General features: G+C 75.8%; 13 protein-coding genes. 8 read left to right on the top strand and 5 right to left on the bottom strand.

All coding sequences use genetic code 11. The features are described from left to right. Positions 1–116: 116 nt before the first annotated feature. On the top strand, positions 117–695 hold the full coding sequence (locus tag ACFYVJ_RS15790; protein ID WP_388891316.1) for a phosphatase PAP2 family protein: 579 nt from the start codon (positions 117–119) through the stop codon (positions 693–695). Positions 696–768: 73 nt separating this feature from the next. After that, positions 769–2,619 carry a sigma-70 family RNA polymerase sigma factor gene (locus ACFYVJ_RS15785; protein WP_388891313.1) on the top strand — a complete coding sequence of 617 codons (1,851 nt, stop codon included), beginning with the start codon at positions 769–771 and terminating at the stop codon, positions 2,617–2,619. Positions 2,620–2,821: 202 nt separating this feature from the next. On the opposite strand, the gene ACFYVJ_RS15780 is transcribed toward ACFYVJ_RS15785, so the two are convergent. After that, positions 2,822–3,649, bottom strand: coding sequence for a hypothetical protein (locus tag ACFYVJ_RS15780; protein ID WP_388891378.1), 828 nt, complete (start codon positions 3,647–3,649; stop codon positions 2,822–2,824). A 37-nt stretch (positions 3,650–3,686) separates the two neighbouring features. On the opposite strand from ACFYVJ_RS15780, the gene ACFYVJ_RS15775 reads away from it, so the two are divergent. The 3 genes from ACFYVJ_RS15775 to ACFYVJ_RS15765 all read left to right on the top strand — a co-directional run bounded on the left by ACFYVJ_RS15775 (position 3,687) and on the right by ACFYVJ_RS15765 (position 6,350). Beyond that, positions 3,687–4,613, top strand: a complete 927-nt coding sequence (locus tag ACFYVJ_RS15775) for a Ppx/GppA family phosphatase (RefSeq protein WP_388891310.1) — start codon at positions 3,687–3,689, stop codon at positions 4,611–4,613. A 185-nt stretch (positions 4,614–4,798) separates the two neighbouring features. Then, complete coding sequence (locus ACFYVJ_RS15770; RefSeq protein ID WP_125939128.1) at positions 4,799–5,605, top strand: sugar phosphate isomerase/epimerase; 807 nt, start codon at positions 4,799–4,801, stop codon at positions 5,603–5,605. Positions 5,606–5,681: 76 nt separating this feature from the next. Next, positions 5,682–6,350, top strand: a complete 669-nt coding sequence (locus tag ACFYVJ_RS15765; RefSeq protein ID WP_388891307.1) for a TetR family transcriptional regulator — start codon at positions 5,682–5,684, stop codon at positions 6,348–6,350. Positions 6,351–6,355: 5 nt separating this feature from the next. On the opposite strand, the gene ACFYVJ_RS15760 is transcribed toward ACFYVJ_RS15765, so the two are convergent. Beyond that, positions 6,356–7,273: a phosphoribosylaminoimidazolesuccinocarboxamide synthase gene (locus ACFYVJ_RS15760; RefSeq protein WP_388891304.1), complete on the bottom strand. Its 918-nt coding sequence runs from the start codon at positions 7,271–7,273 to the stop codon at positions 6,356–6,358. Between the two features lie 76 nt (positions 7,274–7,349). Next, positions 7,350–8,453: an alkene reductase gene (locus tag ACFYVJ_RS15755; protein ID WP_388891301.1), complete on the bottom strand. Its 1,104-nt coding sequence runs from the start codon at positions 8,451–8,453 to the stop codon at positions 7,350–7,352. Positions 8,454–8,553: 100 nt separating this feature from the next. Here ACFYVJ_RS15755 and ACFYVJ_RS15750 point away from each other — a divergent pair, with 100 nt between their 5' ends. Then, entirely contained in the window at positions 8,554–11,274 is a 2,721-nt protein-coding gene (locus ACFYVJ_RS15750) for an ATP-binding protein (protein WP_388891298.1), read from the top strand. Here the strand turns inward: ACFYVJ_RS15750 and ACFYVJ_RS15745 are convergent, their stop codons facing one another. Continuing rightward, the gene (locus tag ACFYVJ_RS15745) at positions 11,275–11,892 is read right to left on the bottom strand and encodes a TetR/AcrR family transcriptional regulator (RefSeq protein WP_388891295.1); all 618 of its coding nucleotides are present in this window, start codon (positions 11,890–11,892) and stop codon (positions 11,275–11,277) included. A gap of 70 nt (positions 11,893–11,962) precedes the next feature. Between ACFYVJ_RS15745 and ACFYVJ_RS15740 the strand changes: the two genes are divergently transcribed. After that, positions 11,963–12,796, top strand: coding sequence for an NAD(P)H-binding protein (locus ACFYVJ_RS15740; RefSeq protein WP_388891292.1), 834 nt, complete (start codon positions 11,963–11,965; stop codon positions 12,794–12,796). Here ACFYVJ_RS15740 and ACFYVJ_RS15735 read toward each other — a convergent pair whose 3' ends face one another. After that, positions 12,797–13,291 carry a GNAT family N-acetyltransferase gene (locus ACFYVJ_RS15735; RefSeq protein WP_388891289.1) on the bottom strand — a complete coding sequence of 165 codons (495 nt, stop codon included), beginning with the start codon at positions 13,289–13,291 and terminating at the stop codon, positions 12,797–12,799. It lies immediately after the preceding gene. 122 nt (positions 13,292–13,413) lie between these two features. Here ACFYVJ_RS15735 and ACFYVJ_RS15730 point away from each other — a divergent pair, with 122 nt between their 5' ends. Beyond that, a complete protein-coding gene (locus tag ACFYVJ_RS15730; RefSeq protein WP_388891287.1) occupies positions 13,414–14,616 on the top strand; it encodes an epoxide hydrolase family protein in 1,203 nt (400 codons plus the stop codon). Positions 14,617–14,625 lie beyond the last annotated feature (9 nt).

Raw genomic sequence — 14,625 nt, 5'->3', positions numbered from 1 at the left:
CGAGACTTGGGGCGCAAGGCGGTCCCGTACCCCGCCGCGCGGTCTGACTTTCGTCAGGGGAGCGTACTGACTTTCGCCGGAAGTGGTGAACCGAACACGCTTCGTACCGTCCGGACATGAACGACGAGTTGTACCGCGACGTCACGTCCCTCGCCCGCCGCACCCCCGACTGGCTGCACGCGCTTGCCGAATACGGCACCGACGCCGGACTGCTGTTGCTGGCCGCGCTGTTCGCCGCCGCGTGGTGGGCGGCACCCCGGCGCGCGCCGGTCGTCGCGGGAGCCGCCGGCACGGTCGGGGTGTACGGGCTCAGCGAGTTGCTGAAGGTGTGGGTGGAACGGGAGCGGCCGTGCCGGGCCGTGCACGGGGCCGCGGCGCCGCTGGCGGACTGCCCGCCGCCGGGCGACTGGTCGTTCCCCAGCAACCACGCGACGATCGCCGGCGCCGCGGCCGTCGCGCTGGCGGTGGCGTGGCCGCGGATCGCGGCGTGGGTGCTGCCGTTCGGCGTGCTGCTGGCGGCGTCGCGGGTCTTCGTCGGCGTGCACTACCCGCTCGACGTGGTGGCGGGCCTGGCGCTGGGCGCGGCGGTCGCGGCGCCTTGCGCGGCCCTCGCGCGGGTACGGATCGGGGGTACCGGGGGCCGCCGCCGAAGGCTCGCGGGCACTCCGACGGGTGTCACGTCCCCCATTGAGTGACAACGTCACCCGTGGGGGTGAGAAGCGCCGAACTACCCCGATCCGTACGCGACTATGCGCCTACGTTCGCGGGGTGACGAGCAGCCCCGACCCCGAACCCGCCCGGCAGCCGCCGCCACAGCGCCCGCCCGAGCAGTACGAGCCCTATTTGGACGGCCTGTTCACCTACTGCATGTCGGTGCTGTGCGACCACGACGACGCCGTCGCCGCCCTGGGCGACGTCCTCGCGATCGCCGAACGCCAGCCGCGGCGGCGGCCCGCGACGCCCGCCGAGTGGCGGCCCTGGCTGTACTCGCTGGCGCGTTGGGCCTGTGTGCGCCGCCTGGACCAGAAGCCGGCGCAGCGAGCGGCGCAGCGGGCGCTGCCGCGGCCCGGCCAGCGGCCGGCGCAGCGGCGGCCGGCCGCGGCGGCGGAGGAGAAGCGATCCGCCGACGGGGCGGGCGCGGGGGCGGCCCCGGGGGCGGAGGGAGTCGGGCAGCCGGGGTCCGCTGCCAGGTCGGCAGCCGCGTCGGCCGCCGCGCCGGAGGCCGCCTCGGAATCCGCCGCCAAGGCCGCCGCCCGTCTGCGCCGCCGCGAACTGGCCGCGCTCGCCTGGCCCGAGGCCGCCGGCACGACGCCCGAGCAGCGCGAGGCGCTGGAGCTGGCCGTACGCCACCGGCTGCCCGCCGAGGAAGTCGCCACCGTGCTCGGCCAGCACCCCGACGCCGCCCGCGTGCTGCTCTCCACCGCCGCCGCCGAGGTCGAAAGGACCCGGGCCGCGCTCGCCGTCGTCGACCAGCACGGCTGCCCCGCCATCGCCCGGCTCGCCGGCGACAGCCGGCTGTTCCTCAGCGCCGCCCTGAGCCGCGAGCTGGTCCGGCACGTCGACGACTGCGCCGAGTGCCGCCGCGCCGCGGAGCGCGCGGGGGCGGGCTGGGCCTGGCCGGGCACGCTGCGCGCCGCGCGGCCCGATGGACCGCTGCCGGTGCTGGAGGCGCCCCGCGCGGCCGCGTACGCGGCGATGCTGCTCGCCCAGCGCACCCGCTTCGTGCACGCCCCGCGCTTCGACCGCCACGGCTACCCCCGCGACCCCCGGCACCGCGCCGCCCGCCGCGGCCGGCTGCGCTCCCGGGCGGTGACGTCGACGGTCGTGGCGACCGTCATCGCGGCCCCGGTGCTGGCGCTGTGGGCGGCGAACCGCGGCGCGCCCGCGACCGGCGAGGCGCCGTCCGGCTGGCCGCCGCCGAGCGCGGACGCGGAGGAGCCGGAGTCGCTGGACGGCCGCCCGGTGGAGAAGGCAGGCAGCGCGCACGACGGCTCCGGGCGGGGGTCGCAGCACGGCAATCACCCCGACGTGTCGGTCGAGGTCGTCGACCGCGGCGGCCCGGCCCCGGGCCGGCCGGGGATGGGCCCGGGCCGGCTGACGGTGGAGGCGTGGCCGGCCGGGGAGACGACGTACCTGCGGCTGCGGGCGTCCGGCGGGGCGCCGGTCGACTGGCGGGTGGGTACGGACGCGGGGTGGCTGCGGTTCAGCGCGACGTACGGGACGCTGCGGCCGGGCGAGGCGACGACGGTCGCGGTGGGGGTGGCGGAGGCGAGCGAGCCGCGGACGGGCTGGCAGGCGCGGGTGTACGTGTCCCCGGGCGGGGCGGCGATCCTGATCACGGGCGCGGGCAGCGGCCGCACGGGCCCGGGCGCCCCCGCCCCGGCCCACCCGAAGCCGCCGCACCACTCCCCACCGGGCACCACGCGCCCCTCCGACCCGGGCCCGTCCCCGTCGGACCCGGACCCCAGCCCGTCGGACCCCGGCCCGTCCCCTTCGGACCCGGACCCCAGCCCGTCGGACCCCGGCCCGTCCCCCACGGACCCGGACCCCACCCCGCCCCCCTCCGACCCGCCCCCGACCCCCACACCCCCCTCGGAAACCCCGCCCCCGACCGGCTGACCGCCCCGGCGGCCGCCGGCCACAGCGGACGTGCGCCGCGGTGCGGGTGAGGGCTGGGCGGTACGTCCCGGCCGTCCCGCCGTCCGCAGGCCGCGGCCCGCGTCCTCGCAGCCGCCCGGTCCGGCCCGCAGCCGCCCGCGTCCCTGCCTCAGGCGCACGCATCCCGGCCCGGCGCCCCGGCCGCCCCGCCCGTACGGGTCCCTCAGTCCGCCGGGTGGGGGGCTGGGAGGGGGGTGTGGTGGGCTGCGGCCAGGCGTTCCTCGCAGAGTTCCGCCAGGCGGGCGTAGCCCTGCTCGCCCATCAGCTCCACCAGCTCCGGGCGGTACGACTCGTACACCGCCCGCCCGCCGCCGTGGGCCGACGGGGCCGAGGTGCACCACCAGTGGAGGTCGTGGCCGCCCGGGCCCCAGCCGCGGCGGTCGTATTCGCCGATCGAGACCATCAGGACCTTGGTGTCGTCCGGGCGCGTGATCCACTCGTAGGAGCGGCGGACCGGCAACTGCCAGCAGACGTCCGGCTTGGTCTCCAGCGGCTCGCGGCCCTCGCGGAGGGCAAGCAGGTGCAGGGCGCAGCCCGTGCCGCCGGGGAAGCCGGCGCGGTTGTGGAAGACGCAGGCGCCGTCCACGCGGCGGGTCTTGCGCTCGCCGTCCTCGTCGGTCTCGGTCCAGCCGTCCGGGCCCCGGCCCTCGGCGTGGTGCTGCCACAGCTCCGGTGTGAGCCGGCGCACATGGCCCGCGACGCGTTTCTCGTCGTCCTTGTCGGAGAAGTGCGCGCCCAGCGTGCAGCAGCCGTCGTCGGGGCCCGCGGCGTCGATGCCGTGGCAGCCGCGGCCGAAGATGCACGACCAGCGTGACGTCAGCCACGTCAGGTCGCAGCGGAAGACCTGTTCGTCGTCCGCGGGGTCGGGAAACTCCACCCAGGCGCGGGCGAAGTCGAGGCCCACCTCCTCCGACCGCGCGGCATTCTCGCGTACGACGCCCGAACCGGCTTGCGTTTTGCCCTGTTTCTTCCTCTTGCTCACGAGACCCAGCGTACGGCCGCGCGGCAAGGCGCTAGCGTTTCCCGTTATGCGACTCGGCGTTCTGGATGTGGGCTCGAACACGGTGCACCTGCTGGTGGTGGATGCGCACCCCGGTGCCCGGCCGCTGCCCGCCTACTCGCACAAGGCGGAACTGCGGCTGGCGGAACTCCTCGACGAGGAGGGTGCCATCGCCGACGACGGGGTCGAGCGGCTGATCGCCACGATTCACGAGGCCCTCCAGGTTTCGGAGGACAAGGGCGCAGAAGACGTGCTCCCGTTCGCCACCTCCGCGGTCCGCGAGGCGGCCAACGCCGAATCGGTGCTCGCGCGCGTCGCCGACGAGACCGGGGTGAAGCTCACCGTGCTCACCGGCGAGGAGGAGGCGCGGCTGACGTTCCTGGCCGCGCGCCGCTGGTTCGGCTGGTCGGCGGGGAAGCTGCTGGTCCTGGACATCGGCGGTGGGTCGCTGGAGATCGCGTACGGGATCGACGAGGACCCCGACAAGGCGGTGTCGCTGCCGCTCGGGGCCGGCCGGCTGACCACGGGCTGGCTGCCGGGGGACCCGCCCGACCCCGACGACGTACGGGCGCTGCGGCGGTACGTGCGCGCGCAGATCGCCCGGGTCGTGAGCGAGTTCAGCCGGCTCGGCGAGCCGGATCACGTGGTGGCGACGTCCAAGACGTACAAGCAGCTCGCGCGGATCGCGGGCGCGGCCCGGTCCGCGGAGGGGCTGTACACGCACCGGGCGCTGTCGGCGAAGGCGCTGGAGGAGTGGGTGCCGCGGCTGGCGGCGATGCCCGCCGAGGAGCGGGCGGAGCTGCCGGGGGTGTCGGAGGGCAGGGCGCGGCAGTTGCTCGCGGGGGCGCTGGTGGCGGAGGGGGCGATGGACCTGTTCGGCGTGGACACGGTGGAGATCTGCCCGTGGGCACTGCGCGAAGGGGTCATCCTCAAGCGGCTGGACCAGTTGCCGTGACGGGGCGGGCCGCGGATGAGGCCGCGTACCCTGTCCCCGTGGCAGGAGCATCCCGTTACCGGACCGACGAGCATGGCGAAGCCGGCGAGACCGGCGCGGCGGACGGGCGCGGCACAGCCGACGCCGGCGTCGGGACCGGGGACGGCGGCGAGGCCGAGCCGCGGAGCGCGGAGCGCGGGGTCGCGGTGCCCGACGCGCGGGTCACCCTGTCCACCGCCTCCGTCTACCCCGAGTCCACCGCCACCGCCTTCGAGACCGCCGCCCGCCTCGGGTACGACGGCGTGGAGGTCATGGTCTGGACGGATCCCGTCAGCCAGGACATCGAGGCGCTGCGCCGCCTCTCCGACCACCACGGCGTGCCGGTCCTCGCGATCCACGCGCCGTGCCTGCTGATCACGCAGCGCGTCTGGTCGCGGGACCCGTGGGAGAAGCTGCGGCGCGCGCAGTCGGCGGCCGAGCGGCTGGGCGCGGAGACGGTCGTGGTGCACCCGCCGTTCCGCTGGCAGCGTGGGTACGCGCGCGAGTTCGTCCGCGGCATCTGGCGCATGGCCGACGAGACGGCGGTGCAGTTCGCGGTGGAGAACATGTACCCGTGGCGCTACCGCGAGAAGGAGATGCTCGCGTACGCGCCCGACTGGGACGTCACGAACGAGGACTACCGGCACCACACCCTGGACCTGTCGCACACCGCCACCGCCCGCAACGACGCGCTGGAGATGGCCGACCGCATGGGCGACCGGCTGTGCCACGTGCACCTGGCCGACGGCTCGGGGTCGGGCAAGGACGAGCACCTGGTGCCCGGGCGGGGCGGCCAGCCGTGTGCCGAGATGCTGGAGCGGCTGGCCGCGCGGGGGTTCGGCGGGCAGGTCGTGGTGGAGATCAACACCCGGCGGGCGATGTCGGCGGCGGAGCGCGAGTCGGACCTCGCGGAGTCGCTGGCGTTCACCCGGTTCAACCTCGCGGCGCCGGTCCCGCGCGGCGCGTCGTCGTGAGGGGCGTCGTCGTGAGGGGCGTCGTCGCGGTGCACGGGAAAGGCATCGCCCCGGCGCCCGGGAAAGGTGCCGCCCCGTGACGCCCGAGAACGCCGCCGACCCTCCGAAACGCGGCCGCGGCCGCCCCCGCCGCGGCGCCGCCGAGGACGGGCCCGGCACCCGGGACCGGATCCTGGCGCAGGCCCGTTCCGAGTTCGCCGCGCGCGGTTTCGAGAAGACGTCCATCCGCGGCATCGCCAAGGCCGCGGGCGTCGACCCGGCGCTGGTCCACCACTACTTCGGCACCAAGGAGCGGGTCTTCGAAGCGGCGCTGGAGATCACCTTCGCGCCCGCGATGGCGATACCGGACCTCGTCGTCGACGGCCCGGTGGAGGGCGCGGGCGAGCGCATGACCCGCTTCTTCTTCCGGGTCTGGGAGAACCGGCTCTCGCGCGAGCCTTTACTCGCCGTCATCCGCTCCGCCGTGAGCAACGAGACCGCGGCCGCCATCTTCCGCAGCATCGTCACGCGCAACCTGCTGAGCCGCATCACGCCGTCGCTGCCGCAGCCCGACGCCGAGATGCGCGCGGAGCTGGCGGTGGCGCAGCTCGTCGGGACGGCGATGCTGCGCTACATCATCCGGCTCGAACCGATGGCCTCGGCGGAACCCGAGGAGCTGATCCGCCGGCTGTCGCCGATCGTGCAGTACCACCTCATGGACGAGCCCCCGTCGCCGCCCGCGCCCCCGTCGCCGCCGGGAGGCTGACGGGTTCAGCCGTCCCAGCGCTCCCCCGTCAGCCGCTCGTACGCCTCCACGTACTTCTCCCGCGTACGCTCCACGACCTCCGCCGGCAGCTCCGGCGGCGGCGCCTCGCCGTGCCGGTCCCAGCCGGACGCGTCCGACGTCAGCCAGTCGCGTACGTACTGCTTGTCGAAGGACGGCTGCGGCCGGCCCGGACGCCAGCCGTCGATGGCCCAGTACCGCGAGGAGTCGGGCGTCAGCACCTCGTCGCCGAGGACCAGCTCGCCCTCGCCGATCGCGTCGCCGGTGTAGCCGAACTCGAACTTCGTGTCCGCCAGGATCAGCCCCCGCCCGCGCGCGAGGTCCCGACCGCGCCCGTACACCTCCAGCGTCACCCGGCGCAGCTCCGCCGCGACCAGCGGGCCGACGCGGCGGACCACCTCGTCGTACGTGACGTTCTCGTCGTGCTCCCCCACCTCCGCCTTCGTCGCCGGCGTGAAGACCGGCGCGGGCAGCGCCGAGGCGTCGGTCAGCCCCGGCGGCAGGTCGACGCCGCAGACCGCGCCGGAGACCGCGTACTCCGCGAGCCCCGAGCCCGTCAGATAGCCGCGGGCCACGCACTCCACCGGCACCATCCGCAGCCGCCGGCACACCAGGGCGCGCCCCGCCCAGTCGGCGGGGGCGCCCTCGGGCAGCTCGGCGGAGAGCACGTGGTGCGGCACGATCTCGGCGATCCGCTCGAACCACCACGTCGACAGCCGGGTCAGGATCCGGCCCTTGTCGGGGATCTCGGTGGGGAGCACCCAGTCGTACGCGGAGATCCGGTCGCTGGCGACCATCACCAGGCGGCCCTCGGCGTCCTCGTACAGGTCGCGGACCTTGCCGGTGTGCAGATGGACGAGGCCGGGGACTTCGACGGGCTGGGGCTTCTCCACGAAACCGGTCACGGATTCCTCCGGGGTTTGCCGATGCGACAACCGAATTGTCTCGCATCGGCGCGGCGGCCCCCCGGCCAGGCGGCGCTCAGCCCGCGGTGGGCGCCAGCGGCGCGAGCGCCGGGTAGTCGGTGTAGCCGCGGTGGTCGCCGCCGTAGTACGTCGCCTCGTCGGCCTCGTTGTACGGTCCGCCGGCCCGTGCCCGCGCGAGCAGGTCGGGGTTGGCCAGCCAGCGCGCGCCGAGGGACACGATGTCCGCCGTGCCCGCGGCGAGCAGGTGCTCCGCGTCCTCGACCGGGTCGCCGCCGCCGTGGTGCATCGCGTTCAGCATCAGCGGGCCCGCCCAGTCGCGGCGTACCCGCTCGGTCACCCCGCGCAGCTCCGGAGCGGCCTCCAGGATGTGCAGATAGGCCAGCGGATACGGGGCCAGGGCCGCGACCAGCGCCGCGTACACCTCGGCCGCGTCGCTCTCGGTGACGCCGTTGGCGTTGTTGCCGGGCGAGATGCGCAGTGCGGTGCGGTCCGCGCCGATCGCCTCGCTGACCGCACGCACCGACTCGACCGCGAAGCGGATGCGGTTCTCCGCCGGGCCGCCGTAGGCGTCGGTGCGGCGGTTGGCCCCGTCGGCGAGGAACTGGTGGATGAGGTAGCCGTTGGCGCCGTGCAGCTCCACGCCGTCGAAGCCCGCCTCGATCGCGTTGCGCGCGCCGGCCGCGAAGTCCCGGACGATCTCGCCGATGTCGTCCGCGGTCAGCTCGCGCGGCACGGGGTGCGGCAGCAGCCCCTGGTCGTTGGTGAACAGCGACTCGCCGGACGCCACGGCCGAGGGCGCTTCCGGAAGTTCGCCGTCCGGGTAGAGGTAGGGGTGGCCGATCCGGCCGGCGTGCAGGAGCTGCAGGAAGATCCGGCCCCCGGCGGCGTGCACCCGGTCGGTCACCTTCCGCCAGGCGGCGACCTGGTCGGCGGTGTGGATGCCGGGCGTCTGGATGTAGCCCTGGCCGCGCACGCGGGGCTGGGTGCCCTCGGTGACGATCAGCGCGGCGCCGGCCCGCTGCTCGTAGTACTCGGCCGTCAGCTCGGACACCACGCCGCCGTCCGCGGAGGCCCGAGAGCGGGTCATCGGGGCCATCGCCAGCCGGTGCGGGAGGTCGAGGCGGCCGATCCGTACGGATGTGAAGATCTTGTTCGTCATGTCCTCGACGCTAGGTACGGGGGAATGCCCGCCGGATCCGTAGCGCTTCGGTACTCGGATACGTGACCCTGCCGCCGACCCGCCACGTAGGTGTGACTGGATGACTTTGTACGGGCGTCAGAAGGAGCTGGCCGCGCTCGACGCGCTGCTCGGCGCCGCTGCGGACGGCCGCGGGCAGAGCCTCGTGCTGCGCGGCGAGGCCGGGATCGGCAAGTCGTCGCTGCTCGCGTACGCCGAGGGCGAGGCGCGGCGGCGCGGCTTCACCGTGCTGCGCGCGGTGGGCTGGGAGGCCGAGCGGGGGCTGGCGTTCGCGGCGCTGCACCAGTTGCTGCGGCCCGTGCTCGACCGCGCCGGCACGCTGCCGCAGCCGCAGGCGGACGCCCTGGCCGCCGCGGTCGGCACCGGCGCCGCCGAGGGGCCCGACCGGTTCCTCGTCGGGCTCGCGGTGCTGTCGCTGCTCGCCGAGGTGGCCGACGGCAAGCCGGTGCTGTGCCTGGTGGACGACGCGCAGTGGATCGACGAACCGTCCGCGGACGCGCTGCTGTTCGCCGCCCGCCGACTGGGCGTGGAGTGCGTCGCGCTGCTCTTCGCGGCCCGCGACGACGCCGGCTTCCCCGCCGCCGGGCTGCCGCAGTCGGCGCTCTCCCGGCTCGGCCGCGACGACGCGCTGGCCCTCCTCGCGGGGCTCGACGTGCCCGCGGCGGTACGGGACCGGGTGCTGCGCGAGTCGCTCGGAAACCCGCTCGCACTGCGCGAGTTCGGCGCCTCGGGCCCTGCGGCCGCCGGTCGTCCGCAGGGCGCCGGGCAGCCGCTGCCGGCCGCGGAACGGGTGCTGGCGGCGTACCGCGGCCGGGTGCTGGAACTGCCGGAGCGGACCCGGCTGATGCTCCTCATCGCCGCCGCCGACTCCCGCGGCACCCTGCGGTACCTGGTCGCCGCCGCCGAGCGGCTGGACGTGGAGCTCGCGGACCTGGCGGCGGCGGAGCAGCGGGGACTCGTCGCCGTGGTCGGGGAGTTCGTCGAGTTCCGGCACCCCCTGATCCGTACCGCCGCCTACACCTCCGCCCCGCTCGCCCGCCGCGTCGCCGTGCACGAGGCGCTGGCCTCCACCTCAGGCGATCCGGACTGCCGCGCCCGGCACCTGGCGTCGGCCGCGACGGGGCCCGACGAGGAGGTCGCCGCCGAGTTGGCCGAGTGCGCGAAGCGGGCGCTGGCCCGCGGCGGCCCGGCCGCGGCGGCGGACACGTACGCGGAGGCCGCCCGCCTCACCCCGGACGCGGCTCCGCGGGTACGGCGGCTGACGGCGGCGGCGTGGGCGGCGCAGCAGGCGGGGCACGCGGAGCAGGCGGCGGAGCTGGCGGAGGAGGCGTACAAGCAGACGGCGGACGCGGACCGGCGCGCGGAGCTGGCGTACGTGCGCTCCTTCTGGCTCTTCGAGAAGGACGCCGCGCCGGAGGCCGGCGCGCTGCTGATCTCGCACGCCGCGGACTCGCGCGCGTACGGGCGGGAGATGCTGCGCGCGGCGGCGACGTACGCGTGGTTCGGCGGGGACGTCGCGGCGCTGCACCGGGCGGCGGACCTGCTGGAGGGGTACGGGGAGGCGCGCGGCGCCGACGCGCGGCGCGCGGACCGCGCCGTGCGCGGGCTCGCGCACATGGCCGCGGACGACTTCGCGCGCGGGCTGCCGCCGGTCGCCGACCTGCTCGACGAGGCCGCCGTCGGCAGCGCGACCCGCCTCCAGGCGATCTCCTCCGCCTCGCTGCTCCCCGACGACGTCCAACTGCCCGTGATCACCGAGGAGATCGACTTCGCCCGCGGCGACGGCATCATCGGCCGGCTGCCGTACCTGCTGCACGTGCTGGCCCGCCAGCAGCTCTACGCGGGCGACCACCGCGAGGCGGCGCGCACGGTGACCGAGGCCGCCGCGATCGCCCGCGACACCGGGCTGGCGATGCGCATCGGCCGGCTGCACAACCTGCTGGCGCGCATCCCGGCGATCGAGGGCGACGAGGAGCGCGTACGGACCCTGGTGACCCCCGGCATGAACGCGGGCGGCAACTACGGCGTCACCGCCCTGGCCCTTCTCGACCTGGGCCGCGGCCGCTACGAGGACGTGCTGAAGCGGCTGGCGGAGGCCCGCGCGGGGGCGGCGCGGTACAGCGCGGCGCTGCTGTTCGCGACGGCGGACGAGGTGGAGGCGGCGGTCCGCCTGGGCGCCCGGGAGCGGGCCCTGCCGCCGGCCCGCCGCTTCGCGGCGTGGGCGGCGGCGAGCGGGCAGCCGTGGGCGCGGGCGGTGGCGCTGCGCAACGAGGCGCTGCTGGCGTCCGCGGCGGGCGATACGGACGCCGCGGGGACGGCGGAGGCGGAGGCCGCGTACGCGGAGGCCGTACGCCTCCACGCGCAAGCCGTCGGCCGCCCCTTCGAACGGGCCCGCACGGAGCTGCGGTTCGGCGAGCACCTGCGCCGCGAGCGCCGCCGCGCCGAGGCCCGTACCCACCTCCGCACCGCGCTCCGGCTCTTCGAAGGACTCGCCGCCGCCCCCTGGTCCGACCGCGCCCGCGCCGAACTCCGCGCGGCGGGCGAGGCCCAGGCCACGGCCCGCGCCACCGCCCCCGACCCGGCGGACCGGCTGACCCCGCAGGAGCTCCAGGTGGTCCGGCTGGCGGCGGAGGGCACCAGCAGCCGCGAGATCGCCGCCCGGCTCTTCCTCTCCCCCCGCACGGTGGAGTACCACCTCTACAAGGCGTACCCGAAGCTCGGCGTCAGCTCCCGCCGCGAACTCCCCGCCGCCCTGGCCCCGCCCGCCGCCCCGGAGCCGTAGTCACGGCCGCAGGCCCGCGAAGACGACGGTCAGCAGGCGCTCGGCCTGGGCGTCGTCGCGGGTGCGGGTGCGGAGCCAGGACGCGGCGCTGACGAGGGCGAAGACGTCGTCCGGGGTGGTGCCGGGGCGGATGGCCCCGGCGGCGTGGGCACGGGCGGTGAGGGCGCTGCCGGCGGCGGAGAGGCGCGCGCAGGCGGCGTGGAGTTCGGAGCCCTTGTCCTCGTGGCTGCCGAGGAGTTCCTCCGCGAGCCCGCTGTAGACGGCGCCGTGTTCGGCCACGGCGCGCATCCAGCGGGTGAGCTGGTCGAAGGCCGGCGGGGGCGGGGTGGCGGCCAGGAGGTCGTCGCCGAGGGCGAAGAGGGCGTCGTGGCGGTCGCGCAGCAGGGCGCTGAGCAGGGCGCGGCGGTTGGGGAAGTGGGCGTAGAGGGTGCCGATGGCGACGCCTGCGCTACGGGCGATCTTCTCCAGCGAGGCTTCCGTGCCCTGCTCCTGGAACGCCTTGTCCGCTTCGGCGAGCAGCCGCAGCCGGTTGCGCTGGGCGTCGGCGCGCCGGCGGCGGGGACGGGGGCTGGGGCGAGGGCTGGGGCGGGGCGGGTGTGCGCCGGCGGTGTCCGACATAACTTGAGGGGTCCTCGAATAAGCGTGGTAGGTTTTTCTTGAGACCACCTCAGGTTACTTGGAGGAGCGGATGATCCTCGTCATGGGCGCCACCGGCACCATCGGCCGGCACCTGGTCCGGATGCTCGGCGAGACGGGCACGCCCTTCCGGGCGCTGGTGCGGGACGAGGCCAAGGGCCGCGCCCTGGGGTGCGACTTCGCCGTCGGCGACCTCGACCGCCCCGCCTCCCTGGCGCCCGCTCTCGACGGCGCCGACCGCGTCCTGCTGAACAGCGGCGGCGCGCTCCCGGTCGCCGGACCGCAGCCGATGGTGCGGCAGCAGACCGCGGCCATCGACGCGGCGCGGGCCGCGGGAGTGTCGCGGATCGTGAAGGTGTCGGCCTGGCGGCCGGCGCCGGAGGCGAAGCTGTCGGTGCGGGCGCACTGGGAGATCGAGCAGCACCTGAAGTCCTCCGGCGTCCCGTGGTCGCTGCTGCGGCCGACGGGCTACATGCAGAACTTCTTCACCGGCGAGGGCGGCTTCGCCGCGGAGCGGGCGGTCTCGGGCCCGTACGGGCAGGGGCGGGTCGCGTACATCGACGCGTACGACATCGCCGCCTGCGCGGCCGTCCTGCTGACGGGCCCGGACGGCGAGGGCCTGGCCTACGACCTCACGGGACCCGAGGCGCTGACGCACGAGGAGATCGCCGCGAAGCTGGGCGTCCCCTTCCACGACCGGTCACCCGCGGAGGCGGGCGCGGAGCTGCGCGCCCGGGGGCTGCCCGGCCGGTTCGTGGACGATCTCCTGTGGCTCTACGCGGACATGGCGTCGGGCGGCGTCTCCGAGGTGACGACGGCGGTACGGGACCTGACCGGCCGCGCACCCCGCAGCTTCGACGACTTCCTCGCCGCGCGACCCCTGTGACTAGGTGAAGGAGTACTCCAGCTCGGGCAGCTCGAAGCCCTGCTCGAACACGCAGATCCGTTCGTCGGTGCGGACGGCGCCGTGGCGCTCGTAGAAGGAGACCGCGCGCGTGTTGCCGCGCAGCACCTCCAGGTAGACCGTCCGCCCGGGATGTGCGGCGGCGGCCCACGCGCGGGCGTGCTCCAGCAGCCGGCTCCCGATGCCGCCGCCGGTGCGGCCGGGCCTGGCGTGCAGGTTGTCCAGGAGGAGACGGCCGTCGGCGCGCGGGAGGAGATACGCGAACCCGAGCAGCTCGGCGCCGTCCACGGCCACGAACAGCCCCGCGCCGGGCGGCGGCTCGTCGAGCCGGCCGCGCCAGACGGCCAGCCGGTCGGCGTCCAGGGGACCGCTCAGGAAGTCGCCCGGCATGATCCCGGCGTACGCGGTGCGCCAGCTCTCCGCGTGCAGCACCGCGATCCGCTCGGCATCGCCCCGCACGCCCGTTCTGATCTCCATGGGGCCCAGTCTCGCGTACGCGTTCCACGCGGCGCACGGCCCGTGGCGGCGGCGTGCTGCGTGGACGGCCCATACGGCACCTCACGGGCCCCGCGGCCGTGCCGGCCGCCTAGGCTCCAGCCATGGCGACGTCACCGGCCGAGGACATCCGGCCGTTCCGGATCTCCGTTCCGGAGAGCGACCTCGACGATCTGCGGTACCGGCTCGACCGGGCGCGGTGGCCCGACGAGTTGCCCGGCGTCGGGTGGGAGTACGGCGTACCGCGGGAGTACCTGCGGGAGCTGGTGCGCTACTGGCGGGACGAGTACGACTGGCGGGCCGCCGAGGCGCGGCTGAACCTGTGGCCGCAGTTCACGACCACCATCGACGGCGCGCACGTCCATTTCGCGCACATCCGCTCGCCGGAACCAGGCGCCACGCCGCTCGTCATCACGCACGGCTGGCCGGGCTCCATCGCCGAGTTCGAGCGGATCGCAGGACCGCTCACCGATCCCCGGGCACACGGTGCCGATCCCGCGGACGCCTTCCACCTGGTGCTGCCGAGCATCCCCGGGTTCGGGTTCTCCGGGCCGACGCGGGAGAAGGGCTGGGAGCACCGGCGGGTGGCGGCGGCGTTCGGGGAGCTGATGCGGCGGCTGGGGTACGGGCGGTACGGGGCGCAGGGCGGCGACTGGGGGGCGGCGATCTCGCGCGAGCTGGGGCGGCTCCGCGGCGATCAGGTCATCGGGGTCCACCTGAACCTCATCCCCGGCGCCGGCGCGACCGCCGAGCCGGCCGCGGCCGAACTCGCCGCCCTCGGCCCCGCGGAGCGCGCACGCACCCTCGCCTCCTGGGCGCGGTTCCAGGCATGGAGCCGCGAGCAGCAGGGCTACGCCGACCTCCAGTCCACCCGTCCGCAGACCCTCGCCTACGCGCTCACCGACTCGCCCGTCGGCCAGCTCGCCTGGATCGCGGAGAAGTTCAAGGAGTGGACCGACTCGGCCGACCGGCCCGAGGACGCCGTCGACCGCGACCACCTCCTGACCAACGTGATGCTCTACTGGCTGACCGGCACCGCCGGCTCCTCCGCCCGCATCTACTACGAGCGTGCCCACGCCGCCTACCGGGGGCAGCCGCAGGAGCGCTCGGCCGCCCCCACCGCGTTCGCCGGCTTCCCGCGTGAGAACTTCGTCGTCCTGCGGCACCGCGCGGAACGTACCGACAACATCGTCCGCTGGACGGAGTTCGACCGCGGCGGCCACTTCGCCGCGATGGAGCAGCCGGATCTCCTCGCCGGCGACATCCGCGCCTTCTTCCGCGGCCTGCGCGACGCAAGCGCCCCCTGACGCGCCCCG

Origin of the sequence: Streptomyces sp. NPDC004134, assembly GCF_042874195.1 — a bacterium.
Classification (GTDB): Bacteria; Actinomycetota; Actinomycetes; order Streptomycetales; family Streptomycetaceae; genus Streptomyces.
This window is presented reverse-complemented; position numbering and strand designations above follow the sequence as displayed.

Excerpts from the sequence above, each read along its gene's own strand:
- ACFYVJ_RS15790 (WP_388891316.1), top strand. The coding sequence starts at position 117 with ATGAACGACGAGTTGTACCGCGACGTCACGTCCCTCGCCCGCCGCACC.
- ACFYVJ_RS15775 (WP_388891310.1), top strand. The coding sequence starts at position 3,687 with ATGCGACTCGGCGTTCTGGATGTGGGCTCGAACACGGTGCACCTGCTG.
- ACFYVJ_RS15755 (WP_388891301.1), bottom strand. The coding sequence starts at position 8,453 with ATGACGAACAAGATCTTCACATCCGTACGGATCGGCCGCCTCGACCTC.
- ACFYVJ_RS15750 (WP_388891298.1), top strand. The coding sequence starts at position 8,554 with ATGACTTTGTACGGGCGTCAGAAGGAGCTGGCCGCGCTCGACGCGCTG.
- ACFYVJ_RS15745 (WP_388891295.1), bottom strand. The coding sequence starts at position 11,892 with ATGTCGGACACCGCCGGCGCACACCCGCCCCGCCCCAGCCCTCGCCCC.
- ACFYVJ_RS15740 (WP_388891292.1), top strand. The coding sequence starts at position 11,963 with ATGATCCTCGTCATGGGCGCCACCGGCACCATCGGCCGGCACCTGGTC.
- ACFYVJ_RS15735 (WP_388891289.1), bottom strand. The coding sequence starts at position 13,291 with ATGGAGATCAGAACGGGCGTGCGGGGCGATGCCGAGCGGATCGCGGTG.
- ACFYVJ_RS15730 (WP_388891287.1), top strand. The coding sequence starts at position 13,414 with ATGGCGACGTCACCGGCCGAGGACATCCGGCCGTTCCGGATCTCCGTT.